The organism is Cyanobium sp. Tous-M-B4 (assembly GCF_024345395.1).
Classification (GTDB): Bacteria; Cyanobacteriota; Cyanobacteriia; order PCC-6307; family Cyanobiaceae; genus Cyanobium_A.
Genome location: NZ_JAGQBA010000003.1, coordinates 224,669 through 251,534 on the forward strand (window position 1 = coordinate 224,669; position 26,866 = coordinate 251,534).

General features: G+C 62.7%; 30 protein-coding genes. 15 read left to right on the forward strand and 15 right to left on the reverse strand.

Annotated elements, in window-relative coordinates; genetic code table 11:
- Positions 1-151 precede the first annotated feature (151 nt).
- The gene (locus KBY73_RS07445; RefSeq protein WP_254936452.1) at positions 152-1,285 is read left to right on the forward strand and encodes a TrkA family potassium uptake protein; all 1,134 of its coding nucleotides are present in this window, start codon (positions 152-154) and stop codon (positions 1,283-1,285) included.
- Between the two features lie 36 nt (positions 1,286-1,321).
- On the opposite strand, the gene KBY73_RS07450 is transcribed toward KBY73_RS07445, so the two are convergent.
- Positions 1,322-1,540, reverse strand: coding sequence for a CP12 domain-containing protein (locus KBY73_RS07450; protein ID WP_254936453.1), 219 nt, complete (start codon positions 1,538-1,540; stop codon positions 1,322-1,324).
- A 58-nt stretch (positions 1,541-1,598) separates the two neighbouring features.
- Here KBY73_RS07450 and KBY73_RS07455 point away from each other — a divergent pair, with 58 nt between their 5' ends.
- Complete coding sequence (locus KBY73_RS07455; RefSeq protein ID WP_315858411.1) at positions 1,599-2,093, forward strand: hypothetical protein; 495 nt, start codon at positions 1,599-1,601, stop codon at positions 2,091-2,093.
- Positions 2,094-2,109: 16 nt separating this feature from the next.
- On the opposite strand, the gene KBY73_RS07460 is transcribed toward KBY73_RS07455, so the two are convergent.
- Complete coding sequence (locus KBY73_RS07460; RefSeq protein WP_254936454.1) at positions 2,110-2,274, reverse strand: Nif11-like leader peptide family natural product precursor; 165 nt, start codon at positions 2,272-2,274, stop codon at positions 2,110-2,112.
- 208 nt (positions 2,275-2,482) lie between these two features.
- On the opposite strand from KBY73_RS07460, the gene KBY73_RS07465 reads away from it, so the two are divergent.
- From KBY73_RS07465 to KBY73_RS07475, 3 genes are all read left to right on the forward strand, one after another.
- Positions 2,483-2,827 carry an RNA-binding protein gene (locus KBY73_RS07465; RefSeq protein WP_254936455.1) on the forward strand — a complete coding sequence of 115 codons (345 nt, stop codon included), beginning with the start codon at positions 2,483-2,485 and terminating at the stop codon, positions 2,825-2,827.
- A 104-nt stretch (positions 2,828-2,931) separates the two neighbouring features.
- The gene (locus tag KBY73_RS07470) at positions 2,932-3,528 is read left to right on the forward strand and encodes a triacylglycerol lipase (RefSeq protein WP_254936456.1); all 597 of its coding nucleotides are present in this window, start codon (positions 2,932-2,934) and stop codon (positions 3,526-3,528) included.
- An 85-nt stretch (positions 3,529-3,613) separates the two neighbouring features.
- Complete coding sequence (locus KBY73_RS07475) at positions 3,614-3,835, forward strand: hypothetical protein (protein WP_254936457.1); 222 nt, start codon at positions 3,614-3,616, stop codon at positions 3,833-3,835.
- Here the strand turns inward: KBY73_RS07475 and KBY73_RS07480 are convergent.
- The 5 genes from KBY73_RS07480 to KBY73_RS07500 form a co-directional block, all read right to left on the reverse strand.
- Positions 3,832-4,641 carry an acyl-CoA desaturase gene (locus KBY73_RS07480; RefSeq protein WP_254936458.1) on the reverse strand — a complete coding sequence of 270 codons (810 nt, stop codon included), beginning with the start codon at positions 4,639-4,641 and terminating at the stop codon, positions 3,832-3,834. The two genes, KBY73_RS07475 and KBY73_RS07480, sit on opposite strands and share 4 nt — an antisense overlap.
- Before the next feature lie 97 nt (positions 4,642-4,738).
- Positions 4,739-5,011: a cell division protein SepF gene (locus KBY73_RS07485; RefSeq protein WP_106501508.1), complete on the reverse strand. Its 273-nt coding sequence runs from the start codon at positions 5,009-5,011 to the stop codon at positions 4,739-4,741.
- Between the two features lie 49 nt (positions 5,012-5,060).
- On the reverse strand, positions 5,061-6,236 hold the full coding sequence (locus tag KBY73_RS07490; protein ID WP_254936459.1) for a glycosyltransferase family 2 protein: 1,176 nt from the start codon (positions 6,234-6,236) through the stop codon (positions 5,061-5,063).
- Positions 6,237-6,260: 24 nt separating this feature from the next.
- Positions 6,261-6,638 (reverse strand): hypothetical protein, encoded by a 378-nt coding sequence (locus tag KBY73_RS07495; RefSeq protein WP_254936460.1) that lies wholly within the window; start codon positions 6,636-6,638, stop codon positions 6,261-6,263.
- 228 nt (positions 6,639-6,866) lie between these two features.
- Positions 6,867-8,066: an NAD(P)-binding protein gene (locus KBY73_RS07500; protein ID WP_254936461.1), complete on the reverse strand. Its 1,200-nt coding sequence runs from the start codon at positions 8,064-8,066 to the stop codon at positions 6,867-6,869.
- A 58-nt stretch (positions 8,067-8,124) separates the two neighbouring features.
- Between KBY73_RS07500 and KBY73_RS07505 the strand changes: the two genes are divergently transcribed.
- The 3 genes from KBY73_RS07505 (at position 8,125) to KBY73_RS07515 (ending at position 9,168) form a co-directional block, all read left to right on the forward strand.
- Positions 8,125-8,553: a DCC1-like thiol-disulfide oxidoreductase family protein gene (locus tag KBY73_RS07505; RefSeq protein ID WP_254936462.1), complete on the forward strand. Its 429-nt coding sequence runs from the start codon at positions 8,125-8,127 to the stop codon at positions 8,551-8,553.
- 13 nt (positions 8,554-8,566) lie between these two features.
- A complete protein-coding gene (locus KBY73_RS07510) occupies positions 8,567-8,932 on the forward strand; it encodes a hypothetical protein (protein WP_254936463.1) in 366 nt (121 codons plus the stop codon).
- A 95-nt stretch (positions 8,933-9,027) separates the two neighbouring features.
- Positions 9,028-9,168 carry a hypothetical protein gene (locus tag KBY73_RS07515; RefSeq protein ID WP_254936464.1) on the forward strand — a complete coding sequence of 47 codons (141 nt, stop codon included), beginning with the start codon at positions 9,028-9,030 and terminating at the stop codon, positions 9,166-9,168.
- A gap of 6 nt (positions 9,169-9,174) precedes the next feature.
- Here the strand turns inward: KBY73_RS07515 and KBY73_RS07520 are convergent, their stop codons facing one another.
- Both KBY73_RS07520 and KBY73_RS07525 read right to left on the reverse strand, forming a co-directional pair.
- Positions 9,175-10,515, reverse strand: coding sequence for a cation:proton antiporter (locus KBY73_RS07520; protein WP_254936465.1), 1,341 nt, complete (start codon positions 10,513-10,515; stop codon positions 9,175-9,177).
- 81 nt (positions 10,516-10,596) lie between these two features.
- Positions 10,597-10,755: a hypothetical protein gene (locus tag KBY73_RS07525; RefSeq protein ID WP_254936466.1), complete on the reverse strand. Its 159-nt coding sequence runs from the start codon at positions 10,753-10,755 to the stop codon at positions 10,597-10,599.
- A gap of 119 nt (positions 10,756-10,874) precedes the next feature.
- Here KBY73_RS07525 and KBY73_RS07530 point away from each other — a divergent pair, with 119 nt between their 5' ends.
- The 3 genes from KBY73_RS07530 (at position 10,875) to bioA (ending at position 15,262) form a co-directional block, all read left to right on the forward strand.
- On the forward strand, positions 10,875-12,560 hold the full coding sequence (locus KBY73_RS07530; protein WP_254936467.1) for a SulP family inorganic anion transporter: 1,686 nt from the start codon (positions 10,875-10,877) through the stop codon (positions 12,558-12,560).
- Between the two features lie 457 nt (positions 12,561-13,017).
- Positions 13,018-13,989 carry a sigma-70 family RNA polymerase sigma factor gene (locus tag KBY73_RS07535; protein ID WP_254936468.1) on the forward strand — a complete coding sequence of 324 codons (972 nt, stop codon included), beginning with the start codon at positions 13,018-13,020 and terminating at the stop codon, positions 13,987-13,989.
- Between the two features lie 4 nt (positions 13,990-13,993).
- The gene (gene bioA / locus KBY73_RS07540; RefSeq protein ID WP_254936469.1) at positions 13,994-15,262 is read left to right on the forward strand and encodes an adenosylmethionine--8-amino-7-oxononanoate transaminase; all 1,269 of its coding nucleotides are present in this window, start codon (positions 13,994-13,996) and stop codon (positions 15,260-15,262) included.
- On the opposite strand, the gene KBY73_RS07545 is transcribed toward bioA, so the two are convergent.
- Genes KBY73_RS07545 through KBY73_RS07565 form a run of 5 tightly spaced genes read right to left on the reverse strand, consistent with a single transcriptional unit; the run spans position 15,259 to position 21,607 of the window.
- Entirely contained in the window at positions 15,259-16,434 is a 1,176-nt protein-coding gene (locus KBY73_RS07545; protein ID WP_254936470.1) for a cation:proton antiporter, read from the reverse strand. The genes bioA and KBY73_RS07545 overlap by 4 nt on opposite strands.
- 21 nt (positions 16,435-16,455) lie before the next feature.
- Positions 16,456-16,857, reverse strand: coding sequence for a fasciclin domain-containing protein (locus KBY73_RS07550; protein ID WP_254936471.1), 402 nt, complete (start codon positions 16,855-16,857; stop codon positions 16,456-16,458).
- A 10-nt stretch (positions 16,858-16,867) separates the two neighbouring features.
- The gene (locus KBY73_RS07555) at positions 16,868-18,172 is read right to left on the reverse strand and encodes a CO2 hydration protein (protein WP_254936472.1); all 1,305 of its coding nucleotides are present in this window, start codon (positions 18,170-18,172) and stop codon (positions 16,868-16,870) included.
- Complete coding sequence (locus tag KBY73_RS07560) at positions 18,169-19,689, reverse strand: NADH-quinone oxidoreductase subunit M (RefSeq protein WP_254936473.1); 1,521 nt, start codon at positions 19,687-19,689, stop codon at positions 18,169-18,171. The genes KBY73_RS07555 and KBY73_RS07560 overlap by 4 nt, the downstream gene beginning before the upstream one ends.
- A gap of 10 nt (positions 19,690-19,699) precedes the next feature.
- A complete protein-coding gene (locus KBY73_RS07565) occupies positions 19,700-21,607 on the reverse strand; it encodes an NAD(P)H-quinone oxidoreductase subunit F (protein WP_254936474.1) in 1,908 nt (635 codons plus the stop codon).
- Between KBY73_RS07565 and KBY73_RS07570 the strand changes: the two genes are divergently transcribed.
- A complete protein-coding gene (locus KBY73_RS07570) occupies positions 21,587-22,087 on the forward strand; it encodes a hypothetical protein (RefSeq protein ID WP_254936475.1) in 501 nt (166 codons plus the stop codon). The two genes, KBY73_RS07565 and KBY73_RS07570, sit on opposite strands and share 21 nt — an antisense overlap.
- Positions 22,088-22,101: 14 nt before the next feature.
- On the opposite strand, the gene KBY73_RS07575 is transcribed toward KBY73_RS07570, so the two are convergent.
- Complete coding sequence (locus KBY73_RS07575; RefSeq protein WP_254936476.1) at positions 22,102-22,770, reverse strand: DedA family protein; 669 nt, start codon at positions 22,768-22,770, stop codon at positions 22,102-22,104.
- Positions 22,771-22,828: 58 nt separating this feature from the next.
- Between KBY73_RS07575 and KBY73_RS07580 the strand changes: the two genes are divergently transcribed.
- The 3 genes from KBY73_RS07580 to KBY73_RS07590 all read left to right on the forward strand — a co-directional run bounded on the left by KBY73_RS07580 (position 22,829) and on the right by KBY73_RS07590 (position 26,853).
- On the forward strand, positions 22,829-24,223 hold the full coding sequence (locus KBY73_RS07580) for a potassium transporter TrkG (protein ID WP_261349673.1): 1,395 nt from the start codon (positions 22,829-22,831) through the stop codon (positions 24,221-24,223).
- A 22-nt stretch (positions 24,224-24,245) separates the two neighbouring features.
- The gene (locus KBY73_RS07585) at positions 24,246-24,950 is read left to right on the forward strand and encodes a TrkA family potassium uptake protein (protein WP_254936478.1); all 705 of its coding nucleotides are present in this window, start codon (positions 24,246-24,248) and stop codon (positions 24,948-24,950) included.
- A 94-nt stretch (positions 24,951-25,044) separates the two neighbouring features.
- Positions 25,045-26,853 carry an SLC13 family permease gene (locus KBY73_RS07590; protein ID WP_254936479.1) on the forward strand — a complete coding sequence of 603 codons (1,809 nt, stop codon included), beginning with the start codon at positions 25,045-25,047 and terminating at the stop codon, positions 26,851-26,853.
- Positions 26,854-26,866 lie beyond the last annotated feature (13 nt).

A 26,866-nucleotide genomic window follows, 5' to 3' on the forward strand; every position in this document is an offset into this window, starting at 1 on the left:
CGACCCCTGCGGAAAGAACCTTTAAGGGTTAACGGAGCTGGCAGGCCAACTGTCGACAACGACTACAAATGTTCGGGATCAGCCCACAGGCCGTAACTAATTGCAGCCGATAATCTTGGATGCGTGATCTGGAGCACCGGGTCCAGGTCCCATGCCCAAGCCTTTCTGGTCAATCGTCCCCAGACGACCACCCTCTCGGCGAGCACGCAAGCCCTGGCGAGCTCCCCTGTCGCTGGCCATGCTGGTGAACGCTGGCGCCATCGGCTATCACCTCAGTGAGGGGTGGGACTGGGGAGATTCCTATTGGATGGTGCTGATCACCCTCAGCACCCTGGGATTCAGCGACGGTCACACCCAGGTCCTGAGCGCCGGTGGGCGGGTGGTCACCACCCTGCTGATCCTGGGCGGGCTGGTGGTGGTGCAGATCAGTATCCAAGGGGTGCTGGGCCTGTCTGAATCCGGTTACTTCCGGCGCCTGCGCGAGCGCCGATTCCGCAGTTGGCTTTCCACCATGCATAACCATGTGATCCTTTGCGGCTATGGCCGCATCGGCCGCGAGATCGCCGAACAACTTGCCAGGGAAAACGTTCCCCTGCTGGTGGTGGAGATGGACGCGGAGCGCCGTGAGGCAGCAGAAGAGCGGGGGCTGGCCGTGCTGATGGCCGATGCCACCCTCGACGAAACTCTGCTGGATGCCGGCATCCACCGCTGCCGTGCCCTGGTGGCGGCCCTACCCAACAACGCATCCAACCTCTACGTGGTGCTGAGCGCCCGGGGTATGGCGCCCAACTGCCGGCTCATAGCCCGTTCCGATAGTGAGGAAGCGGAACGCAAGCTGCGCCTAGCCGGCGCCGATCAAGTGGTGAGCCCGTACGTCAGTGGGGGGCGCACCATGGCCGCCACCGCCCTGCGGCCCTTGGCGGTGACCTTCATGGATCTTTTGGCGGGCTCTGGCTGCGAGGTGGAGGAATTTCTGCTGAGTAGCGACCCAGCTGACCTTGGCAGCCTCAATGGGGCATCCCTGGCGGAGCTCCAGCTCGGCTCGCGCTCTGGTGCCCTAGTGCTGGCGATCGTGCCGCCCCAGCCAGCCAGGAGTGATGTCCCAAGGCAGTACCGGGGATCCCAGTACTCCCAAGAGCGGCCAGAGTTGCTGGCCAATCCCGGAAGCGACACTCGCCTGGCTCCAGGCCAAATGCTTGTTGTGATGGGCAGTCAGGAGCAGCTGGACCGATTCACCCGGCTGCTTGGCACCGCCCTTAAAAGTGTGGACGTGATGTCTACCTGACTGTGATGATTAAAGAACGAACAACTAAGCCAGGGCTCAATCGTCGTAGACGAGGCAATTGACATCCGATGGGTTGAGATCACAGAACACCTCAAACGGTGTTGGAGCCTCGGTTTCCTCCGGATGGCGCAACTGAAAATCCTGCAGCTCCTTGATCTGCTGCTCGATCTTGCGGGCAACGGCCTGATCTCCCCGCTCCGTGGCCTCCGCCAGTGCTGAGTGATAGGTCACCAACTGGTCAGCAATGCTCGACATGGCGCTGGCTCCCTGAAAAGGAGTTGTGAGCGAACGGCAGAAAATTTAGTCCCGGCAAATGCCGGTAGGGCTGCCCGATCCGCCAACGGCAACAGAAGACCAAATACGTGTCAGTTTCCACACCGAAGCCGCGCCCCTCGCCATGGTGTGGCGGATCACAGAGATTTCCATGGCTGACGCTCCATACCTGGTGGCCCTAGCCCTAGTCGAACTCGATGGCAAGCGGGCCCTGCCCCTAACCGGCAAGTCCCAGCGGGAAGACAGCGGCGGCGACCCCGGCGAAGCAGGCCGCACCCTGGCCCTGGAGCTGCTGCTGAGGCTGTGGCAGCGCAGTGACGAGGGGCCCCTGCGGCGCGCCGCTGCTGAAGACAGCCTGTTGCTATTGGAGATGCCGCTCGAGGTGATGAGCGAGCGGTTGCCATTGATCAAGGCCGACTGGATCGCCGGTGGCACAACTGAAGATTTGCTAGCCAGCCTGAAGCAACTGGCCCAGCGGGGCTGGCGGATCGGCATCGTCAAATACCAGCCCGCCACCCTCACGCCCTGGCCCTAATCAGGCTCAACTGTGCTCAGGGACGCTGGGCGCGGGACCAGGAAGCAGGAGAAAAGGTATGGCCCTGCTCCAGGGCAATCGCCACGACCGCATCGACACTGCCGGCGGCATCAACCCGGGCCTTTAGGGCCATATCGGCATCAACCTTAACCATGAAGGCGGTGAGTTGGGCTTTCGACATGGTGTTGCAAGGCATGGAACACCCCATCCCTAGCCAGGGTTTGATGATTTGGCATCAAACCGCTGGTCAAAGCAGATCCCGATAGGGGCAGTTTTGACGAAAGCGTTAGGCGGCCCTGTATGGTGAAAAGTGATTCAAAGATTTCTCTGTAGCGAGCTAACCACTTTCTGTTGGGCCGTCGAAGGATCAATTCATAGTTTCTGAGTTCATGACCATTTACGTCGGCAATCTTTCCTTCGATGCAGAAGCGGAAGATGTCCAGCATCTGTTCAGCCAGTACGGACAGGTGAGCAAGTGCAGCCTCCCCCTCGACCGCGACACTGGCCGCAAGCGCGGTTTCGCTTTTGTCGAGATGGCCAATGAGGCCGAAGAGACCAAGGCAATTGAAGACCTCCAGGACGTCGAGTGGATGGGTCGCGCCATCCGCGTCAACAAAGCTGAGCCCCGCGGCAGCGGTGGCGGTGGCGGCGGTGGTGGCGGCGGTCGCCGCGACTTCGGCGGTGGCGGTGGCTACAACGGTGGTGGCTACGGCGGTGGCGGCAGCCGCTACTGAGCCCCGCTCTCAAATCTGATTTCCGGATCACTCCGCCGATCCATTGGCCGTCCCTACGGGGGCGGCTTTTTGATGGCAACCAACCAGCTTCCTAGCCTGAGCCCATGGCAAGCGCTCCCCCCTTGGTGCTGGTGCATGGTCTGTGGGACACGCCACGCCTGTTTGATCGCCTCAAAAGCCGGCTGGATGGGCGGCGATCTCCACTGCTTATCCCCTACCTACCCAATCGCCTCGGTGCCACTCCGATCCTGGAGCTAGCTCACCGGCTGGGCAGCCAAATCGAAGCAACCTTTGGTACCCAAACCCAAATCGACCTGCTGGGCTTCTCAATGGGCGGCGTGATCGGCCGTACCTGGATCCAACTTCAGGGCGGCCGATCCCGCACCCGCCGCTTCATCAGCGTCGGCAGCCCCCAGCAGGGCACTCTCACGGCTCAGCCCTGGCCAAGCTGGCTGCTGGCTGGTATTGCCGACATGAAGTGGGGCAGCCCGCTGCTGCACCAGCTCAACACAAATCTCGAAGGGCTAGACGGCGTGGAGTGCTGCAGCTTCTACTGCGCTGCCGACCTGATGGTGCTGCCTGGTTGGCGCGCCGTATTACCGCTGGGCCCGCGGCAGCCCTTGCCCGTGCGCACCCACCGGCAGCTACTGCAACATCCCGCGGCGCTGGAGCCACTGGTTGCCGAATTGCTGCGCCCCTGAACTGGCTTACAACCACCCAACCTTCAATTTCTCTGAAACTCTGAAGGCTGACGCGCTTTTCAGCAATTGGATCCAGAATCCAGGCATGGTTGATCCCATCGCTTCGGGTCGTTATCGCGTACGCGCTGCCGTAGAGCGCGAACAAAGCGTGCCGCTGCAAGTGCAAGCAGCTCGCTTCAACACCAGAGATGACGCAGAGACCTTCGCCCATTTGGTAGCCCACGATCGGCTCCAGAATGTGGTTGTCGAAAAGCTGGCGCCAGGAGGTTGCTGGCTGCAGTTGAGCCTTGTGGCCTGCGCTTTTTAGCTCTCAGCACCGCGAGCAAGCAGGGCGTGATTACTGGGGATCCTTAGATCCCAGGCCCAGCCGCAACGCTCGAGCAGACGGATAAAGCGGTAGGTGGGATCTGGCAATAAACGCACTCGCCCTTGCTTCAGGGTGATGCCTTGACGCACCGAAGCTTGGAAAGCGTGGTGAAGATTGTGCCAGCCTTCTCCCAAGGTGATCAAGGCCACAAACAGGTTGTTGCGGCTGGCATCTCCGGTGGCAAAGGGTTGATCGCCTTGCAGGTGGGCCAGGGAATTAACGCTGGCTACCCCGTGATAAAGAACTGTTGTGCTTAGGCAAAAGGCCGCCAGCCAAGGCAGCCCGCCCAGCTGCCAAGACAGGCCGGCAAGCAGCAGCACGGGCACAAAATGAAGCCTATCGATCAGGCGCAGTACCGGATCGGCCTCCACATCGGCCGGCAGGGTTGTGGGGAAAAAACTTGAAGACAACAACCAGCCAACCTGGGAGCGCCACAGGCCTCGCCATCCCGCTGAAGGAGCAAGGGGCGTGTGGGGGTCGGCGCAAGTGTCGACGTGGCGGTGATGGGTTTGGTGGTGGGCCTTCCACCAGCTAGGGCCCATTTGACCTGCCGAAGCACCCACAAAGGCACCGATCCAGGCAACGGGCCGGGGCGCCTTATAGCTGGAGTGGGTAATTAGGCGGTGATAGATGGCCGTGGTTGCCAGCATGCGCACCAAGTAGAGCCCCAAAGCCCAAAGGGCTGCACCGAGGCTGAGACCGGTCCAAAAGAGCAGCAGGCAGCCAAGGTGGGCAGCAATCGTCAAGACGGGCCCGAGGGAGTACAGAAAGCGACGTAGACGGGGCACTCAGCCCACTCCCGGAATGGGTTCGAGCCTAGGAGGCAGAGCGCTGCAGCCTGAATCACGGCGGTGCGGGATCCCGCCGCAAGGCCACCATCTCTGGGACGAAAACGAAGGTGAGCTCGTCGAGGCATTCGGCCTGTCCGTCGATAGCGCTGACACCACCAGCAACAAAATCGATCAACCGCTGGGCCTCGCTGCGCTCCATCGCCCCGGCGTGGACCAGCACGGTCTTGCGCTCGCGCAGGTGGTGCACGATCCACTGGGCCTCCTCGAAGCGGGTGGGGTGAAACACAACCACTTCGGGCATCCATTCGTTGAATGGGCTGGGCATGCCTGGGGAAACCCCGCTGGCGGTGGGCACTCAACGTATGGGGCTATTGCTACATGTGCAAGGAGCGGCCCCGCCAGGTCCAGCCCCGGCCGCTGATGGTCTTGATCACCGAGACCGGGGCCATGGCGCCGATCAACAGCCCGCCCAGACCCGCCAACCACCACCAGTTGAGGGGAGTGCCGAAATGGCGACGACTCCAGAGCCGGATCGCCAATTGCAGCGCGATGGCCAGCAGAGCCGCCAGAGCCGGCAACCAGGACAGGGGTAGGGGCGATCGCCAGGCCAATAGAAGGGCTGGGGGCAGCAACAACCAGGGAACGGCGTAGAGCTGCACCACCACCGCACCAGCCGCCAAGGCCTTCGCCACATCACCATCGAGGCCCAGCAGCCAGTTTTTGGTCCAGCCTTCCCAGAGAGAGGCCAAGTCCCGGTACATGCGCAGGGTCAACCAGTCGAGCCCCAGCAGATAGCGCAGGCGGAATCCCTGGCCCTTGATCGCCCGAGCCAGGGCGAGATCCTCCACCACCTCGCCGGCCACGGCAGCGTGGCCACCAATAGCTCTGTAGGCCTGGCTGCGTAACAGCAGAAACGGACCCGCTGCAAAGGCGAGGGGATCGCAGGGATCATTAGCGCGCTCAATTGGAAAACCCAGGCCCAGCAAGCTGGCGATGATCGGCTGCACAAGCCACTCGGCCAGGCAGCCACAGGTGAGCCGCGGCGCCAGGGTGAGCAAATCTGCCCCGTGGGCAATGGCGTCTGTCAAGGCGGCCCGCAGCGCTCCCGGAGCGACGCGCACATCCGCATCGATGAAGATCAACCAGTCGCTTTCGAGCTCACTGCTGGCGCGAAAACAGGCCCAGTTTTTACCCACCCAGCGCTCCGCCGGCGGACGGGCACCCGCCGAAAGCAGACCAAAGCGTGGATCGCCTACGCCCGCCTCCAGGGCTAAGGCCGCAGTGGTGTCGCTTGAGTCGTCATCGACCACCAGCAGTGCCCAGTGCTCACAGGGCGCCTCGCTGGCGAGAATTGCCCGCACGCAGTCGCTGATGTTGTCCGCTTCGTTGTAGGCCGGCACCACCACGGTGCAGGAAGTAGGGGCAAGGAAGCTTCCTGATGGAGCTGGTTGAAGAGCTGGAGCTGCACTGAAGCTGCGTTCCAATAGGGCCAGCATCACCGCCAGACCAAGGCAGGAAATCAGCCCCCAGCCACTGGCCAGCGCGATCAAAATAGATGCGGAAGGTCCCAGGATTCAGCCGCTCCGCTGGCGCAGCAAGCGATCAGCCTCGGCGCGGCGACAAACCCGACGAAAGGGTGCAAGGCCAATGCCGAACAATTCCTCAAACAGCTGATTGGCGGCCATCACCGAAGCCAGGCCACAGCGATGCACCTGCTGCTCAAGGGGCATTTGCGGTTGGGCTGCAATGCCCTCAAACAGCCGACTAAGCCGAATGTGCTGGAGCGTCTGAAACGGTGTCTTGCCGCGGCAGTGGTCAAAGCAGAGATCGAGCCACTCAGCGCTTACACCGATCGAATAAGCCACCACCTCCAGCTCGATCTGCTCGGAAAAATGATGGGCGAAGTAATGGGCAGCCCGCTTCACTACTTCAAGTTGCTGGGCAGGAAACACGGGAAGGCTGCGGCAGCGACGCGGCGGACCGTGAACAGCACTGCTGAGTGCCGTTTGTGGTGAGAGTGGCCGCATCGCACTTCAGGAGGTGATCGCGTGTAAGACATCCAAGACGTCTCACCTTCCAACTGATAGCCCCACCGCAGCAGTGGCTGCAATCGCAATCAACACCGTTTGGGCGATCTGTAGCAAGGCTGCACCTATCGCAATGATCGACAGCACGCAGCTTTAGACAAGTGCACAAAGTTCGTGGGCAAGCTGTTCGCCACTGCGCAGTGCACCCTCAATCCGCCCAAATCCCACCCCGGCGATGAAGTCACCGCAGAACCCCACCCGGCTGCTTGGGCAGCAACTGAGTTCGGAGGGCAGTCCAGGAGCCAGGGGAAAAGCGGCACCCCAGCGCATCAGCTGGCGATCAGCCGTAGCTAGGTCTAGGCCAGGCAACCAGGGGGCCATCACCTGCTCAAGCGCAGTAGTGAGGGCAGCGATCACCGTATCTTCGCGGCCCTCATCGGGGGGCAGCTGAAGCATGCGGGCCACGGCGGAATGGGTGCCATAGACATCAAGGTGATCGGCGGCAAAGGAGTGGCTGGAATGGGCCACCACAGCGCAGCGACCGTCGGACAAGGGCTGGACGGTGATCCGCTGCAGCCCCCAGCGCTGCTGGGCTGCAGCATCGAAATGGAGCAAGCTGAAAGGAAGACTGGCCCAAGGTCCTGCCGCGGCTGCCTCAAGCAGCACCAGCAGATTGCTACGAGCCTCAGTGCGGATGCCGGCGATCACAGTGAGGGCATGCTCCAGCCGGAGGTCGCCCAGCCGTTCTGCGGCCTGCTTGAGGGGAACCTCCTCCCAGCCAAAGATCTGCCGGCTGCGCGGATGGGCCAACAAGGTGCTGCTCAGCACAAGCCAATGGGCCTGCCCCAGCAACTCCCCCTCCCGATCCAGCAGCTGCCAGAGCCCGTCCTGCCAAATGAGATGGCGCACCAGGGTGCCGTAGTGAGGCTGCCACGCTTCGCCAGCCTCGCCAGCCAGGCTCAACAGTCCTTTGCAGAGATGATCCATGCCACCCCGACCCCGGTAAAGCTGGCCAAGCCCTAGGGCATCAGCCTGACCTGGCCGCAGGGTCGCTTCCCCCTGGAGCTGGGCGATCAAACCAGGCCACGGCTCAATCCAGCCTCCTGCCAGCAGGGGCTGCAACAACAGCGGCTCCGTTGCGCCGGTGATGTTGAGCAGGGGCGCCCCGTGATCGATGCGCAGCCCATGATCCTGGCGGGAGCGCCGGGTGCTGGCCCGTCCGCCCGGGCCTCGCCCCGTCTCCCAAAGGCTGAGGGCTCCGGTGTAACCCAAGCGGCGCAGCTGGGCAACGAAAGCGCAGCCCGATACACCGGCCCCGATCACGGCGATGGATTCAGGGCCCGAACTGGGCATACACAACAACTAAACCGCTAGGCCTTCAGGATGACAGCGATCTCAAAGGCTGCAGCCGATGATTGGCCTCCCGGCACTTGAGCATCCGGTACTGGTGTTTGACGGCGGCTGTCCCTTCTGCCGCCATTTCGCTGAGCTGGCGGAACTCCGCAGTGGCATCCCGAACTTGGCGATCCGCGATGGCCGCAGCGATCACGAACTGCGACGGCAGCTGCGGCAGCAGGGCTGGGACCTGAGCCGGGGTGCCGTGGTGTTGGCAGAGGGCCGGGTGCTGCATGGAGCCGAGGCGATTCAGTGGATTTGCAGCCGGCTGGAGCCCAGCGCCACCCTGCTGCAGCTGCTTGGCCCGCTCCTCGCCACACCGGGGAGAGCAAGACGCCTCTACCCGCTGCTGCTGCTGGCCCGGCGCCTCGCCCTGGCTGTGCGGGGATTACCTCTGGATCCGGACCAACCAGCTGGGCAGGCTGCAACAGGTAGCGTGAATTGATAAGGGAGTGGCTGTGGCGCGGTTTTTAGTAGTGCTCAAACCCGGCGTGCCTGTGGAGGCCGTCACCATGCTGGAGGCCCTCCAGCCCGTACTAGAGGGGCTTAGAGCGGAGATCGAGCACCGCACTCCAGCCCACCTCAGCGCCATGATCCGCGGTGGCGGTGAAAGCCAGCGGATGCAGCTATTTGCCGATGTGCAATCAAAAGCAGATGGCAAGGTGCTGGAGCTGGTGCTTCTGAGTCGCGAAGCCATGGGAACCACCGCACCCCACACCCGCGAGGTTTTCGAGCTGCTGCTGGAGTTGATTCAGCGGCATGTGCCATCTATGCCTCTCACCTTCCGCTCCGACAGGGACGGCCCACTGCCAATCGGAACCTGAGCCGATCAAGGCCTGCCCGGCCATCCCGAAAATTTAATAAAGGCTTAGGATTTGCGAGTAAGTCCTGGATTTGCTCCGTGAACGAGAACCACCCCGTGCTTCTCTCGCTTGACGCCGAGCTGGACCAGCTGCGCAGCGCCTACATCCAACAGCCCAACGAGCAGACCCGCTACCAGCTGGTGCGCCTCGAACAGCTCATCCACCAGTGGGCACCAGGTCGCTCCAGCAACGGCTGAGCTTGATTAGCTGGCCGACTGAGCATCCTCAACAGTGGGCGGAATCACCAGCCGCAGCAGGATCGGAGCCAGAAAGGTGGTGCCAATCACCATCAACAAAATTGCTGCTTCCAGCGCCGGCGTGAGAATGCCGGCCTGGCTGCCGAGCCCCAGGAAAATCAGGCCCACTTCGCCACGGGGCATCATTCCCAGCCCAACCACCAAACGATTGGTGGGTTCCTTACTGAAGTAGCTCCAGCCGGCAGCCACCTTGCCAGCCATGGCTACTACCAGCAGGAAAGCGGCCACGATCAGGCCCTCTCGGTTGGCGGGATCGAAAGGGTTGAGCACCGAGAGATCCAGGCCGGTGCCGATCAGCACAAAAAATACGGTGGCAAACAGGGCCACCAAGGGCTTCACCGCCGCATCGATGTCGTGGGTGTGCTTGGAGGCGCTGAGGATCAATCCAGCGGCAAAAGCACCCAAGGCCGCCTCTAACCCAATCGCCTGGGCGGCAAAGCAACAAACGGTGAGCACCAGAAAGCTTGCCACTGCTACGTCGCCGGGAGCTTTGAGCTGATCCACCACCCAGTCGAAGGCGGGAGCGGCCTTACGGCTCAGCACCAAGGCCACCGCCACAAACGCCACCGCCGCCAGACACAGCTTCAGCACCGGGCCAACACTGAAGGCACCACCACCAACGATCGCCACCACAACCGCCAAGATCACAATGCCGATGATGTCGTCGAGCACGGCGGCACCGATGACGATCTGGCCCTCGCGGCGCTTCAGCCATTTCAGTTCGCCGAAAACACTGGCGGTAATACCGATGGATGTGGCCGTCATGGCGGCCCCGGCAAACACAGCTGGAATCAACGGCACATGAAATATGAAGTAAAGACCAGCCGTACCGAGGGCAAAGGGCAGCACCACCCCAGCCACGGCCACAGTGGAGGCTTGAACGCCCACAGCCACCAGCTCGTCAAGCTCGCTCTCCAGACCAGTAAGAAAAAGCAGAGCGAACAGACCTAACTGGGATACGGCCTGCAGGTTCGGGAATGTTTCCCTGTAGACCTCTCGTGCCGCGTCCGGGCTGATCTGGGCCAAGGAGGCAAGCAGACCGGCGACTCCGGCACTGAGCTGGGCCTGGGTTTCTGGCGGCACGATCAGATGCAGTCCCGAAACACCGATCAGCACCCCAGCCACTAGCTCACCGAGGATCGTGGGCAACTGCAAGCGCACCATCACTTCCGCGATGGCCCTCGCAGCTAGGAAGATCACCACAAAGCGGCCCACCTGAATCAGGGTTTCCGCCACCTCAAGCTGGTGGGAACTGAACTCCAGTAACACCGGAGAGATCGGCAACATCGGCAATGGGCAGGATTGCAGATTTATAGGGACGGTGACATTGGGTTTGGGGTGGCAAAGCCAATCAGACCCGGGAGGTTCTTAGCGGTCAGCAGGGGCATCGATCAGGCCCCGATCCCTGAGTTCCTGCTGAAAGGCCCGCCCAAGCTGAGCTTCGCCGCTGTGACGTGACACCTGGCTAAGTAACAGCACAGTGCGCAGGCTCAACCAGCCGAGGCCGACAAGCAGGAGCAAGGTCATGGAGGCAAACCGTGGACCGAAGCAATCCTGGGCAGAACAGAAAGCAGCTGGGTCGGATGACAATCACCCAACTTCCAACGGCACTCCCTATGGTTCTGCGCCAACCCACGCCTGTAGCGATGACAACCGCTTCGGCGCCACCCCGGCGCCCGTCCCTGCTGAATCACATCAGCACCAACAACATCAAAGGGGACCTCTTCGGAGGTGTCACCGCTGCGGTGATCGCCCTGCCCATGGCCCTCGCCTTCGGTGTGGCCTCGGGTGCAGGTGCAGCCGCCGGCCTCTGGGGCGCTGTGCTGGTGGGCCTGTTTGCTGCCCTGTTCGGCGGTACGCCCTCCCTGATCTCCGAGCCCACGGGGCCGATGACGGTGGTGATGACCGCCGTAATCGCGAGTTTGACCGCTGCTGATCCGGAAAACGGCCTGGCCATGGCCTTCACCGTGGTGATGCTGGCCGGCGTGTTCCAGATCGTCTTCGGCTTCCTGAAGCTGGGGCGTTATGTCACCCAGATGCCCTACACGGTGATCTCGGGCTTCATGAGCGGCATCGGGCTCATTTTGATCATCCTGCAGCTGGGTCCTTTCCTCGGCCAGGCCATCCCCAAGGGCGGCGTGATGGGCACCCTCAGCGCCCTACCACAGCTGCTTCAGAACGCCCGCCAGCCGGAAGTGGTTCTGGCGGTGATCACACTTGCCATCCTCTGGTTCACTCCGGCGGCGATCAAGAAAATCGCCCCACCCCAGCTGATTGCCCTGATAGCCGGCACGGTGCTCTCTCTCACCCTGCTCAGCGGTGGCGCTGGTGGCGAGGAAATTCGCCGCATCGGCGAAATCGCCTCTGGCTTCCCCCAACTGCGCATGCCCTATTTCGAGCTGGGGCAAGCGAGCAAAATGCTGATCGATGCTGCCGTGCTGGGCATGCTCGGCTGCATTGATGCCTTACTGACAGCCGTCGTGGCTGACAGCATCACCCGCACAGAGCACGATTCCAACAAGGAATTGATCGGCCAGGGTTTAGGCAACATCGCTTCTGGCCTGTTCGGTGGCATCGCCGGTGCCGGCGCCACCATGGGCACCGTGGTCAACATTCAAGCCGGCGGCCGCAGTGCCCTCTCAGGCATCAGCCGGGCCGTAATCCTGATGGTGGTGATCCTCGCCTTCACTGGCGTAGCTGCCCAGATCCCCCAGGCAGTGCTGGCCGGTATCGCCCTCAAGGTGGGTGTCGACATCGTCGACTGGGGCTTCCTCAAGCGAGCCCACCGCATCTCGATCAGCGGCGCTCTGATCATGTATCTGGTGATCGCCCTGACCGTGCTGGTCGATCTGATCGCCGCTGTGGGCATCGGCGTGTTCATCGCCAACATCCTCACCATCGACAAGATGAGCGCCCTGCAGAGCAAGAGCGTCAAGTCGATCAGCACCGGCGACGGTGACCTGATGCTGCCCGACGACGAGAAGGCTCTGCTCGACCAAGGCAAAGGCAAGGTGCTGCTCTTCCAGCTCAACGGCGCCATGATCTTTGGTGTGGCCAAGGCCATCGGACGTGAACACAACGCCATCGGCGACGTGACTGCCGTGGTCTTCGATCTCACCGAGGTATCTCACCTGGGCGTTACTGCAGCGCTGGCTGTGGAGAACGCAGTTGAGGAAGCGATAGAGAAAGGGCGTGAGGTGTTTGTAGTGGGCGCCAACGGCACAACTCAGCGCCGATTGGAAAAGCTCGGCCTCTACAAGAAGCTGACCCCTGATCGCACAAACCTGAGCCGTCGCGACGCTCTCCAGCGATCTGTCGCAGCCATCGGCTGACGCCCCAATCCAACCCCCCAGGGCTCGGCAAAACCGGGCCCTTTTTTTGTCTTTAGTGACGCCACAAGAATCTGCTCAACGACAAACGATCCTCTCCACCATCCACGGATATGAACGACAATCGGCTTCTGTGACTTTTGTCGCCTTGGAAGTGCCGTAGAACCTGACTGCCTGCCCATGACTGCCGTAGCCCAAACTTCATGGCGCTGCCAGCAGGAAGCGAAAGCAAATCCAAACTTCTGGCAGGCTTTGACGTCATTGTGGCTGGTCTTGCCGCCGCCTATTAGCCAATGAAGCAAGCAAGACATGATCCGCAAAGCAACTGCAGAAATACAACCATGGATTAGGATCCCTGATCACAGAGATTGCACATGCTAGTTGATAAATCAACTCCCAAATACCCAGGCCTAAAAAATACCCACTAACGTTTTCTTACACCCCCGCAGACGCCCAACCGATGCCTGCGCCACAGAAGCGCCCCAAGGGTGACTGCGACGCACTAAGCCAGCACATGCGCGCCATTGGTCGCATAGCCATACTCACCGCTGAGGAGGAAATCAGCCTGGCCAGGCTTGTCCAAAGCGGCTGTAAAGCCACTGACATAGCTCAGGAGATGAAGCTGCGAGCAGGCGGTGCGGCTCCCAGTCCCACCGCTTGGGCCAAGGAAACAGGCATGACGGTGCGCGAGTTGCAGATCTGCCTTAGGCAGGCCAACAAAGCGCGCAGCCGCATGGTGCTAGCCAACATTCGGTTGGTGATAACAATGTCTCGCCGCTACCGGCACACCCCTGTCGATCTAGAAGATCTGATCCAGGAGGGCACTATCGGCCTAATCAGGGCCGTGGAGCGGTTTGACCCCAGCCGGGGCTACCGCTTTTCCACCTACGCCACCTGGTGGATCCGCCACGGGATCACCAGTGCCCTATTGGCCAAGGGACGCACCATCCGCCTACCGGCCACGATGGTGGATCAGCTTTGTCGGCTGCGCCAGACCCAGCAATCCCTGAGCCAGCAGCTGGGGCGGGACCCCAATCTGGAGGAGCTGGCGGCCGCCACAGGGCTTAAGCCACTGGACATCCGCGAGGTGTTGTTCCGGGCCCAAGAACCCCTGAGCCTCGATGGGCACCAAACCTCTCAATCTGAGTGGAGCTTGCTTGAAAGCCTGGCCTGCGAGGTCAGCAAGCCCCTGGAGCATGTTGATGCCACCTTGATGCAAGAAGATATCCATCAGCTGCTCGATGAACTTCCCAAACAGGAAGCCGAGTTGCTGCGCTTGCGCTATGGAATCGCAGCTGGGGAACCTTTGAGCCTGAGCGCCACGGCCCGGCAGATGGGCATCACCCGTGATACGGCCCGAGGTTTAGAACGAAGGGCCAATGCAACAATCCGGCGACTTTCGGTGCGCTTCATTGATCACCTTCAAGCCTGAGCCCATGACCTGGCACCCCCATCTCTGGCATCCCACCACCCAGGTGGCCACCAGCCCGGCGCCCCTGAGGGTGCAGTCGGCACGCGGCAGTGAGCTGGAGCTAGACGATGGCAGAAGGCTGATCGACGCCATCAGCAGCTGGTGGGTGACGCTGCATGGTCACGCCGAGCCGGCCATTGCGGCGGCGGTTGCGCGCCAAGCCCAGCAGCTGGAGCAGGTGATCTTCGCCAACTTCAGCCACGAACCCGCCGAGCAGCTGGCCACTCGGCTCAGCGCCCTCACTGGGCTGCAGCGCCTGTTTTTCTCCGACAACGGCTCCACCGCCGTGGAGGTAGCCCTCAAGATCGCCTGGCAGTGGTGGCGCAATCAGAACAGCGAGCGCCGCCAGTTAATCGCCTTTGAGGGGGCTTATCACGGCGACACCGTGGGCACCATGGCCCTAGGCGATCGCTCCCTATTCACCGCCGCCTACGAGCCCCTGCTTTTTGACGTGGCCAGGGTCGCCTGGCCCCACAGCCACTGGGGCGACGACAGCGTTGAGCCGCGGGAACAGCAGGCCCTTGGCCAGCTTGAGCTGGCCCTGGAGACACCCACAGCAGCGGTGATTTTTGAGCCCCTCATACAGGGGGCCAGTGGCATGCGCGTCGTGCGTCCAGCGTTCCTGCGGGCAGTGGCGGAAAGGGTCCAGGGTGCTGGTGCGCTGCTGGTTGCCGATGAAGTCTTCACCGGTTTCGGCCGCACCGGAGCCCTGTTCGCCTGCCAGAAAGCCGGTATCCAGCCCGACCTGATGGCCCTCTCCAAAGGGCTCACGGGTGGTTTTCTGCCCATGGGCGCAACGATGGCCAGCGAACGGCTCTACCAGGGCTTCATCAGCGAGAAGCCCAGCGATACCTTTTTCCATGGCCACAGCTTCACGGCCAACCCCTTGGGCTGTGCCGCCGCCCTGGCCAGCCTAGATTTACTGCAGCAAAACCCTGAGCGCTTTGAGGGCTTTGAGCAACGGCACACCCCCCTGCTGGAGCAGCTGAGTCGCCAGCCCCGGGTGCTGCGCCCCCGCGGCCTAGGCACCATGGCCGCCTTCGAGCTCGACGCCGGTGAAAACAGCTACCTCAACCCGATCGGCAAACAGATCCAGCGTCAGTGTCTGGAACACGGGGTCTACCTGCGCCCCCTCGGCAACGTGGTGTATCTGCTGCCGCCCCTAGGCAGCAGCGATGAGCAGCTGCAGCAGTGCTATCAAGCTCTAGAGCAGGCCATAGTTGCTTTGGGCTAAGGCGACGCCATAGCTGCCAAACGGCGGCCCAGCAACAGCAGTCCAAGCACCGTGGTGCAGCTCACCATCAGCACCAGGGCCGAAAACTGCGCCGGAGTGATCACGCCACTGGCCAGGGCCGTTGAGGCAAACACCAAGCCCGGCAGGCCCCGCGGAATCAAGCCAAACACCACCACCCAGCGATCGATGCCAGCGGCTTGATCCTGGCGGCTGATGCCCAGGGCACAGATCAACTTGCAACTAATCGCCAGCAGCAGCAGGCTCAGGGCCAGGGCCCAGGCAGCGGGCTGCAGCAAGGTGCCGGCCTGGATGCGCATGCCCACCCCTAGGAAATAGAGGGGTAGGAACACCTCCGACAGCAGAGCCAGGTTGCCCAATAGCTCGCGGGCCTCGGTGCTCCCTTCCCCCATGGGCGCCAGGCGATTGAACAGCACCCCACCCCAGAGCGCCCCCAGCAGGCTGGTCACCCCGGTGACCTCACCGATCCAGCTGCAGCCAATCAACAGCAGCAACATTCCAAGCGGCCCCGGCTGCCAGGGCCCGTGGCTCCGCAACCACCAGCTCGACAGCGGCACGCTCAGCAGGGCCAGGGCTGGGCCGAGCAGCACCAGCCAACCCGACCCGGCCGTAGCCGCGCCACCGCCCAGGCGGGTGCCCGCCAACAGCAGAGAGCAGGTGAGCAGGCCGATCGCGGGCAGATCGTCGAGCACCGACACCCCCACCAGCAGGCGACCGGAGGGGGTTTTCAAGGCGCCGAGCTGGCCGAGGGCCCGCAGGGTCACCCCGGTGCCGGTGGCGCTGAGCACGGCCACAAAGAGCAGGGTGGTGGCAGTCGAGAGGCCAAAGGCCTGCTGCAGCGGCCACCAGGCCAGCAGCGGCGTCAGCGCCGACAGCAACACCGTGCGCAGCACTGCCGCCGGCCGGGAGCCCAACAAGCCTCCGCGCACCTCCAGACCCACCTGAAAAAACAGGGTGAGCACCCCCAGCTCCAGCAGACCGGAGAGGGAGCGGATCTGCTCAAAAGGCAGCACCGTGTTGCCCAGAGCAAAGCCCACTCCCAGCTCCAGCACGATCGCCGGCACCGCCCAACGGGCGAGCCGGGTGGCCGTCAACCGGGCCAGCAGGGCCCCCACCAACAACAGCAGCAGGGTGGTGAGCAGGGAGGAACCCAAACGGGTAGTGGCGAAAGTGGATCAGCCCGGCAGGATCACGCGATCAATCGCGTGCACAATGCCGTTGTCGCAGGCAATGTCTGCGGTTACCACTGTGGCGTTTTTCACCTCAAAGGGCTCGCTGCGGCGGATTGGGATCGGCGCCCCCTCTAAAGACGGCCACTCGGACTGGGCCACCAGGTCCTCGCGGGTGTAGGCACCAGCCAGGACGTGGTACTTAAGGATTCGAGCCAACTGGGGTGGGTTGTCTACCAACGTTTGCACCGTGCCCGCAGGCAGTGCCGCAAAGGCATCGTCCACCGGGGCAAACACCGTGAAAGGGCCCGGGCCCTCCAGGGCGCCTCGCAGGCCGGCGGCATCAACGGCCGCCAGCAGGGTGTTAAAGCCGCCGGCGGCGAGGGCGGATTCCAGAATCGTGGCCATGGCAGCTCTCCTAGCGGTAATCCTTGGTTTGAATGTCGGCAAGGCGCGCCTCGGGCCGCAGGAAGCGATCCATCTGGGCCTCAAAGAAGCGGCGGTTGGCCGCAAGATGCTCCGGGTTGGTGTCGTCGAGGGGATAGAACAAGGCACAGCGCAACGCCTGGATCACTGCCGAAGTCACGTTGTACATCGAGCGCTGGAAGGTGATGCCCAGCTGGATCAGTTGATCTTCTTCGCCGCGGCGATGCTGCTTATAAAGCTCCTGCAGATAGGGGGGCAGGAAATGCAGCATGTCCTGCATCAGCAGGGTGGGTGGAATGCCGGCGGATCCCACCGGAAACACATCGGCATAGAGAATGCCGTAGTGGAAGTCGGCTTGATCGGCCGGCACCTGATTGGCTTGGGCGTTGTAGCTCTTGGTGCCACGGAAAGGTGAGGTGCGGTAGAACACCGCCTCCACATAGGGCAACGCCGCCTCATAGAGCCAGGTGAAGCCCTCGCTCTTAGGAATGATCTCGAAGCACTCGCCCCGAATGAACACGTGGTGGTAGATGGGTCGGCCCGCCACAGCGAAGATGCCGTTGACGAGGAAGTCCATGGCGTCGGGCACCCCCTTAAAGCCACCCTCGTCGTAGATATCGCTCATCTCAAAGAACACCGGTGCCATCACCTCCCAAAACAGGCCGAGGTTGGCGGTATAGGAAAGCTGCTTCACCTGCTCCAGGAGCATGTCCGGGAACAGCTTGTAGAGGCCAAGCATCAGCGGATTGCCGCGGAAGTAGGCCTTGATGGCGCGGTCGGCGTTGGCCTTGTAGGCATCGCTCGCGAGGTAGTCGTTGAAGCGACCACCCATGCCTTGGTGCCAGAGCATGGCCTGCATGCAGGCCTCGGCGAACTCCATGTTCACCCGGTCATGCCAAAGGTGATGCAGCAGCTTGGGCATGGCCCGGGTTTCACCCTTGGCCATGAACTCCAGTAGCTCCGGATGGGCCTTTTCACCGCCTCGCCAGATACGCAGCTTCGATTGATCGCCGGCGTAGCTGTTGGGGAGATCTAGATACTCCTGGGAGATGAAGTACTTGAAGGCCGGCAACGGATTAAGAAATACCTGCTCGGCGATGTAGAGAAGGTCGCGCCAATAAAAGTCCATCGGCACGGCGTAGGCCTTGTAGATGCCGATGATCTGCTGGAGGTTCTCCGGCGTATCCGGCAGCATCGATCCACCGGCCTCGAGCCGATGGATCACCTCGGCGAAGCGGTGGGTGGAGGGGGGGATCAGGGCCGTCTTGGTACCCGCTGCAGCAGTGGAGGTGGTCATGCGGGCAGGGTCGACGACGGAGAACGGGGTGCCATGGCCAGGGTTTGCACCACCGGATCGCTGTGGCGCAGCGCGATAGCGGCCGTGCTGGCCTCACTCCAGGAGGTGAGACTGACCGGCCAGATGCCGGCGAGCACCACCAGAGTGGTTAAAACCACGGCCGGCAGCCGTTCAGCCAGTCGGGTGCTCTGCCAGTCAGCGCGGTTGTTATCGAGCCGGCCGAAGCCCACCCGATTGAACAGCCGCACCGCGTAGACCGCAGTAAAACCCGAGGCCACTATGCAGATCAGGGTGGCCCGGGGGAACACGGTCCAGCTGCCCTCGAACACCAGCAGTTCTGCCGGGAAGCCCGCCAGGCCAGGGATGCCGGCGGCGGCCATCAGGGCAAGCAGCATTAGACCCATGGTGAAGGGCAGGCCGCGGATGGGGTTCATCAGGCCCGAGAGCTCGGCGATCACGGTGGTGCCGGTCTTGCGCTGGATCAGCCCCACGCAGTCAAACAGCAGGGCCACGATCAGTCCATGGGCCAGCACCTGGGCCATGGCTCCCTGCAGGCTCATCGGCGTGGCTGCAGCCAGGGCCAGCACCAGCAGGCCCATATGGCCCAGGGAGCTGTAGGCCATCAGTCGGCGGATGTCGGTGGCGGCAACCGCATTGAGGGCGCCGTACACCGCGCTTACGGCACCGGCGGCGGCGATCCAAGGCGAAAAAGCACTCCAGGCGTCGGGCAGCAGGCCCACACCAAAGCGCAGCAGGCCGTAGGCCCCCAGCTTCGACACCACACCCCCCAGCAGCATCACCACCGGCGGCGGCGCTTCTGCATAGCTGATCGGCTGCCAGCCATGCAGGGGCACCACCGGCAGCTTGATGCCGAAACCGAGCACCAGCAGGGCCAATACCCAGCGCTGGGCCGAGGCCGGCAGGGGCGTGGCGGCAAGGGCCTCAAAGCTGAAGCTCACGGCGGTGTCGGCGCCGGCAGCGCCCTGGCCAAACCAGCCGAAGGCCAGCACGCCGCCCAGCAGACTGAGGCCCGACACCGCGCCAAAGAGCAGGAAGCGCACGGCGGCTCCAGCACGGCGCTCGCCGCCCCAGATAGCCAGCAGCAGGGTGGTGGGGATCAGCACCAGCTCGAAGGCCAACACAAATAACAGGGCGTTGCGGGCTAGGAACGCCCCCACCGCCCCCAGGTTGGTGGCCAGCATCAGGGCGTAATAGAGGCGAGGGCGGGCTTGGTCTGCGGGGGAGGCCAGCACCGCCATGGCGGTGATCAGGCCCGTGAGCAGCACCAGCGGCAGCGACAGCCCATCGAGGCCGAGATCCAGGCCCAAACCAAGCCGGGGCAGCCATTCGAGGCTCAGGGCAGGGGGCGGCTGGCGCCAGGCCAGCAGGCCGACCACCAACTGGGCCAGAGCGGCGCCGGCGGCCAGCCCGCGCACCAGCCCGGAGCGCCCAGGCGGCAGCAGCGGCAGCAGCAGGCCCACCAGTAGAGGAAGCAGGAGCAACAGCAGCAGAGTCATGGCGGCGGCCTCAGGGCAGAGCGATGGACACGGGCGGCAGATCAACGGCAATCAGCCAGGCCGCCATCAGCAACACCCCGAGCACCAAAGTGAGGGCGTAGGCCTGGGAGCGACCGGAGGTCGTGAGGCTGAGGCGCCGGGCTCCCTCCAGGGCCACGGCACCGGTGCCGCCGCTGAAGCCATCCACCAGGCGACTGTCACTCCAGGCTCCGAAGCGGGCCAGGGCCAGCACCAGGGCCACCACGGTGCGGTGGTAGAAGCGCTCGGTCTGCATGTCGTGGGCGAGCCAATCCTGCAGGCCTCCGAGGAAGGCCGGCAGCTGGGCCAGGCCGTGGGGACGCAGGTAAAAGGCGGCCGAGAGGCTTCCGCCCACCAGGGTGGAGGCGATCAGGGGCCAGGCCAGAGGTCCCCAACCGGCAAGGGGGGTGAGGGAATAGACCCCATTGGCCACCAGGAGCATGGGGAGATGCAGCACCATGCCCACCAGCACCATGGTGGGCAGCACCATCAGCCAGAGCACCTCCGGAGAACGGGTGGTGAAGGGGGTGGGTCGACCTCCCCAGATCTGGCCGAACACCCGGATCAGGCCGGCGCTGATCAGGGCGTTGGTGACCAGCACCACGCCCCCCAGCAGCACGGGATGGCCACTCGCCGCCGTGAGGGCAAGCAATTCCCGCAGGGCCGCGAAGCTGGCGAACGGAGGCAAGCCCATCAGGCCTCCCGCGCCGGCGAGGAAGGCGATGCCGATCAGGGGCCGCTTGCTCCAGAGCCCCCCCAATTGGGTGAGGTCCTGGGTCACATTGCTGATCACGATTGTGCCGATCGCCATCAGGATCAGGGCCATCGGCAGCGGATACACCAGCAGCAGGTGGTCGGCCACGGCGGTGCCACCCAGGCCCACGGCCACGAAGAGCAGCCCCAGCCAGCTACTCACCAGAAAGGAGAGGGCCCGCTTCACATCCACCTGGGCCAGGGCGATCAGCGAGGCCACCACGGCGGTGGAGCCACCCACCACCACGAGCACCGCCTGCACAAAGGGACTGAGCTCCAGCAGGGGCTCCAACCGCAGCAGCACCCAAGCGCCGCCCACTACCACCACCGAATTGCGCAGCACGGTGGAAGGCAGGGGGCTCTCCATCGCCTCATCGAGCCAGAGATGCAGGGGGATCTGGGCGCACTTGCCCATGGGGCCAGCAATCAGGGCCAGCAGGATCAGCTGGAAGCCCATGGGCAAGGGCGTGCCGTTGTTGGTGAGGTCGGCGGCCCAACCCTGCAGACCATGGAAATTCCAGGTGCCGGTCATCGGCAACAGGGCGATCACCCCGGCCAGGAGAATCAGGTCGCCAATCCGCTTAGTGAGGAAGGCATCGCGGGCCCCCTTCACCACCAGGGGCTGGTTGTACCAGGTGCCCACAATCAGGTAGGTGCCCAGGGTGAGTAACTCAAGGATCACGTAGCTGAAGAACACCGAATCGGTGAGTACCAGGGCGCAGAGGCCAGCCTCGAAGAAGCTCAGGGAGCCGAAGAAGCGGGGCCAGCCCCAGTCCATTTCCAGGTAGCCGATCGCATAGATCTGCACCAGCAGGTGCAGGCCCGTGATCACCGCCATGGCGATCAGGGCCGGCTCGGTCACCAACCCGTCAAAACCCACCCGCAGGCCGGCGGTGTCAAGCCAGGTCCAGCCGAAGCTGATCGGCCGATAGAGGGCCTCTGCTCCGGCACGGGCGTTGGTGTGCAGAGCGGTAAGCGCCACCAGGCTGTGGCCGAAGGCCACAGCCACCATCAATAGATTCAGGTAACCGCAGGGCCGAGGGCCGGTGCGGGAGATCAACCCCGGGGACCAGGCCAGCGAGGCCACGGCCGCCAGCAGGGGGTAGGCAGGAATCAGCCAGGCCGCTTGAAGCAGAAAGACGGTCATTGTGTCAACCAGGCAACAAAAATCTCAACATTTCATACATTGAAAAACCGTGGAAATGCCTTCGGGTTGGTGACGATAGAAACAGCTGAAACGGCTTGGGGCGGCAAAAGTAGGGCAAAGCCAATCGGCGTCAGTAGAAGTGCTTATCAAGCGTCGAGACCGATTGGATTCCCTCTCAGCTCCATACTTCTCCACTCTGTAAAAACTTCTCGAATGTGTAAAAACCATGGCCTGCCCAAAATGCAGCTGCCGCCTACTCACCAAGGGGGGCGCTCTAAGCAGATGCTGATCTACAGCGGTTGCAGCCACCCACGCGACCTTTCCTTTGATCAACTGGCCTTCCAGTGGAGCCAGCTATCCACATTGATGTTTGTGTTGATGGTGGCTAGAGGGGCTGTGTTTCACACCCTGGTTTCAGACATAGTCAGCTCCATGTCCACACCATTAGATAGGGAATCTCAAATAGAAAAGATCAACTAGCCGGGTCAACCGGGTTATTGGCCATCACTGCCAGCGGCCCGGCTGCGTAGCTGCCACAGCCTCAGCAGCGCAAGCACTCCGCAGACGAGGGCAATCTCCAAAACCAGCTTGATCCCTTCGGCCCAGGGGGCCAGCAGAGCCTCGAACTGGCCGTAGGCCTGGCCCATCTCCCTCCCCGCCAGGGTGAGCAAAGCGGTCCAGATCAGGCTGCCCGCAGTGGTCCAGGCAAGAAACTTCGCCTGGGGCATCAATTCAATGCCAGCCGGCACGGACACCAGGGTCCGCACCCCTGGGATCAGTCGTCCCCAGAACACCACCGCCGAGCCATGGCGGTTGAACCAGCGGCGGCTTTTGGCCAGGTCATCTGGCTGGATGCCAAGCCAGCGGCCCCGGCCAGCCAGCCAGCCAGCGATTCGCTCTTCATTGATCCAGCGGCCCATGCCGTACCAAAACCAGGCACCCAGCACGGTGCCCACCAGTCCGGCCGCCACCGTGGGAAGTAATTGCAGCCGGCCCGCATGCACCAGATAGCCCGCGTAGGGCATCAAAACTTCTGAGGGAATGGGCGGGATGAGATTTTCCAGCAGCATCACCAAAGCAACCGCTCCGTAACCGAGCAGGGGGCTGGTCTCCACCGCGGCGCTGATCAGGTCTGGCAGCCCGTCGATCAACTGCTGAATCAAAGGGAAAATCCAGGCACAGAACTGTGATTAGGTTAGGCACCACAAACGCAACATCAGCCTGACCAGCACACCCTGGACCGCTCTTAAGACGTGGCGCCAACGCCTCACGGTGCCCCAGTTCACGCTGGTCACCGGCGCCCTTGTGATCGCCATCGGCACATTGGTGCTGGCCAGCCCGCTTTGTTCCAGCGACGACGTGGGGCTATGGCAAGCACTGTTCACCGTGACCTCGGCAATCACGGTGACTGGTCTTTCGATCATCGATGTGAGCCGCGATCTGACTGCCTTCGGCCAGGTGACGTTGGCGGGGCTGATCGTCACCGGCGGCCTGGGGCTGATGGCGATCACCACCTTTTTGCAGGGCTTCGTGCAGGGAAATTCGGGTCTGCGCCACAGGCTTGATAGGGGCCGCGCCCTCGACGAATTTGGCGTGGGGGGCATCGGCCCCACCTTCAACAGCATCCTGATCACGGGCTTCTGTGTGATGGGAATCGGCACGGTGGTGCTTTACGGCTTCGGCTTCACCGACATCGCCAACCCGATTGAGCGCTTCTGGGCTTCTCTTTTTCATTGCATTAGCGCTTACAACAACGCTGGCTTCGGCCTCTGGGGCGACAACCTGGTGCGCTACCGAGACAACCCGGTGGTGAATGGAGTCATCGCCTCGATGATCGTGGTGGGCGGCATCGGCTGGCGGGTGATCAACGATCTGTGGAGCAACCGCTCCCGGCTGCAACGGCTGCGCCGCCTCAGCCTGCATACCCGGCTGGTGCTGCGCAGCACGGCCTTATTAATCGTGTTTGGGGCCCTGGGCCTCCTGTTCACCGAACAATTCGCCTCCGGTGGGATAATCGAAAATCTGCAGTGGTGGCAGCGGATCCAGGTCACCCTGTTTCAGTCGATCACGGCGCGCACGGCAGGCTTCAACACCGTGCCGCTGTCGATCCAGACCTTTTCAGACGCCGGGCTGCTGCTGCTGATCGTGCTGATGTTTATCGGCGCCAGCCCAGGCGGCACCGGCGGTGGCATCAAAACCACCACCTTCGCCACCCTGATGGGAGCTACCCGCTCCACCCTGCAGGGGCGCGAGGAGGTGGTGATCCATCGGCGCCAGATCCCTGACACCGTGGTGCTTCGGGCAGTGGGGGTAACCCTAGCTTCAGCAATTTTTGTGATCTTGATGGCCCTGCTGCTGGGCCTCGGACCAACAGCCTCCGGAGAATCCACCCGCACCAGCTTCAACTTCCTGGAAAAGCTGTTCACCTGCATGTCGGCCTTCGGCACCGTGGGCCTGGATATGGGCGTGACCGCCCAACTCAACCGCTGGGGCCAGCTGGTGCTGATGGTGGGGATGTTTGTAGGCAGACTGGGCATCCTGCTACTGCTCTCGGCGATCTACGGCAGCCGGCCCCAACCCCGCGTGGGCTACCCCCGCGAAGAGATCTACATCTGAATCCCCTGAACAGGTTGACTCCATGACGAACTGGTGGCATTGGAATCCGTCTGAAGGCGCCATTAAAGGTGGCTTTGCTGTGATCGGGGTGGGGCGATTTGGCTCCGCCGTGTGTAGCGAATTGGTAAAAGCGGGAGCAGAAGTATTGGCCATCGACGCCAGCCAGCGGGCCATAGATGAGCTGCGTCAAATCGACCCCGCCATCGAGGCCCGGGTGGTGGACTGTACCGACGAAGAAGCCCTACGGGCCGCAGGCGTTCTCGACATGACCACCGTGGTGGTGGCGATGAGCGAGCCGATCGAAGCCAGTGTGACGGCCACTTTGATTGTTAAAGACAGCCCCGGCAGCAAGGTGAAGCAGGTGATCGCCCGGGCCACCAGTGATCTGCACATGAAAATGCTGCAGCGGGTGGGCGCCGATCGGGTGGTTTTTCCTTCAAAGATGCAGGGCCACCGCCTAGGGATGGAACTGGTGCGGCCCAACCTGCTGGAGAAGCTGCGCCTCGACGACCGCAACAGCATCGAGGAGATCCGAGTGCCCCAGGCGTTCATCGGCCAGTCGCTGCGGGAGATCAATCTGCGCAAGAACTTCAACGTCAGCGTGCTGGCCGCCGGGCCTGACAACCAGCTGACCGTGAACCCCCCCGCCTCCCACGTCCTCGATGCGGGCGAGCTGCTGGTGGTGATGGGCGCCAGTGAAGACCTGGCCAAACTGCCTGGCAGCTGAGGCAGGCCAACGCGGGGCCAAACCAGCCCCCACCTAAACCTCGTATCCCGATCAGGGAACCGTAGTTTAAGATCTCTATGCCCGAGGGATATCTGTGACCGACCTTCTGCAGGCCTCACTACAGCCCGGCGCCCTGATCACCCTGACGGTGCTGGTCCTCTCAATCGTGCTGTTCGTGTGGGGAGTGATCCCGCCAGAAGTCACGGGCCTGCTGGCGGTAGGCCTGCTGATGGCCACTGGGGTACTCAAGCCGGGAGAAGCCCTCGAGGGCTTCGGCAGCCCGGCCCTGATCACGGTGATGGCCCTGTTCGCCTTGTCAGCGGGGCTGTTTCGTTCCGGTGCCCTCGATCGCCTGCGGGGCTTGATCGGCTCCGATGCGGTGCGAAGCCCCAAACGCATGATTGTGTTGTTATCGGCAGTGGTGGGGCCGGTATCGGCCTTTGTGCCCAACACCCCAATTGTGGCCTCGCTGCTGCCGGTAGTTGAGGGCTGGTGCCACCGCCGCCGCATATCTCCCTCCAAGGTGCTGCTGCCCCTTTCGTTTGCCACGGTGCTGGGTGGCACCCTCACCCTGCTGGGCAGCTCGGTGAATCTGCTGGCCAGCGAAGTCAGCGAAAAGCTCGGCTATGGCGCCTTCGGCCTGTTCAGCTTCACAAAAATCGGCATCGGCGTCTGGCTCGTGGGCAGCCTGGTGATGGCCCTGCTATCAGATCGCTTGCTGCCAGATCGCGGCAGCGATGACGACGACCTAGCCCGCGATATAACCAGCAGTGGCTATCTCACCGAGGTGATGATTCCAGCCAGCTCGGAATTAATCGGCCAGTCTTTGCATGGCAGCCGTCTGCAACGACGCTTCGATGTCGATGTGCTCGAACTGCATCGGGGCCCAGAACGTTTCACCCCACCCCTGGCCGACCGCCCCCTGCAGCAGGGCGACCGGCTGCTGCTGCGCTGCACCCGGGCCGATCTACTGCGCCTGCAGCAGGAGCAAATGGTGGTGCTTGCTCCGACCCCCGACAGCCCAGACACCGCAGATACCCTTTCTGGCAGCCAGCGTATGGTGGAGGTGTTGCTGCCTTCCGGATCGAGCCTGGCTGGTGGCTGCCTGCGCGACCTGCGTTTCCGCCAGCGATACAACGCCACAGTGCTAGCCCTGCGCCGCGGAAACTCTGTGCTTAGGGAGCGCCTTGGCAAGGCGGTGCTGCGAGAGGGCGATGTGCTGCTGCTGCAGGGGCCTAAGGATGCCATTCGCGGTCTTCAAGCCAACAACGATCTAGTGGTGCTGGAACAGCTAGAAGACGACCTGCCCACGGTGAGCCGCAAGCGCCTGGCCCTAGTCATTGCCGTGCTGGCAATCCTGCTGCCGAGTTTGGGGCTAATTCCGCTTGTGGCCTCAGTACTGCTTGGCACCGTGGCGATGGTGGCCACAGGCTGCCTGCGCAGCGGTGAGCTGCAGCGCTCAATCCGACTAGATGTAATCCTGCTGCTGGGATCCCTGGGCAGCTTCAGCGTGGCCCTTGAGAAAACAGGCCTGGCCGAAGCTATGGCCAAGGGACTGCTCAGCGGCCTAGATGACTGGCCCATCTACTGGGCCATCGCGGCCGTGTTCTTGTTCACCACCCTGCTAACCGAGGTGATGAGCAATGCCGCCACAGTCGCCATGCTGATTCCGATCGCCGGCAAACTGGCCATAGGCCTTGGCATTGCGCCAATGGCGCTGATCTTTACCGTGCTGTTTGGGGCCAGCCAAAGCTTTTTAAGCCCGGTTGGCTATCAAACCAACTTGATGGTATTTGGCCCTGGCCGCTATCGCTTTTTAGATGTGGCCCGCTACGGCTTCCCCCTCACCATGGTGATGACCCTGCTGGTACCCCTATTGGTTTGCCGCCAATTTGGGATCTAGGCGAAACCAGAGC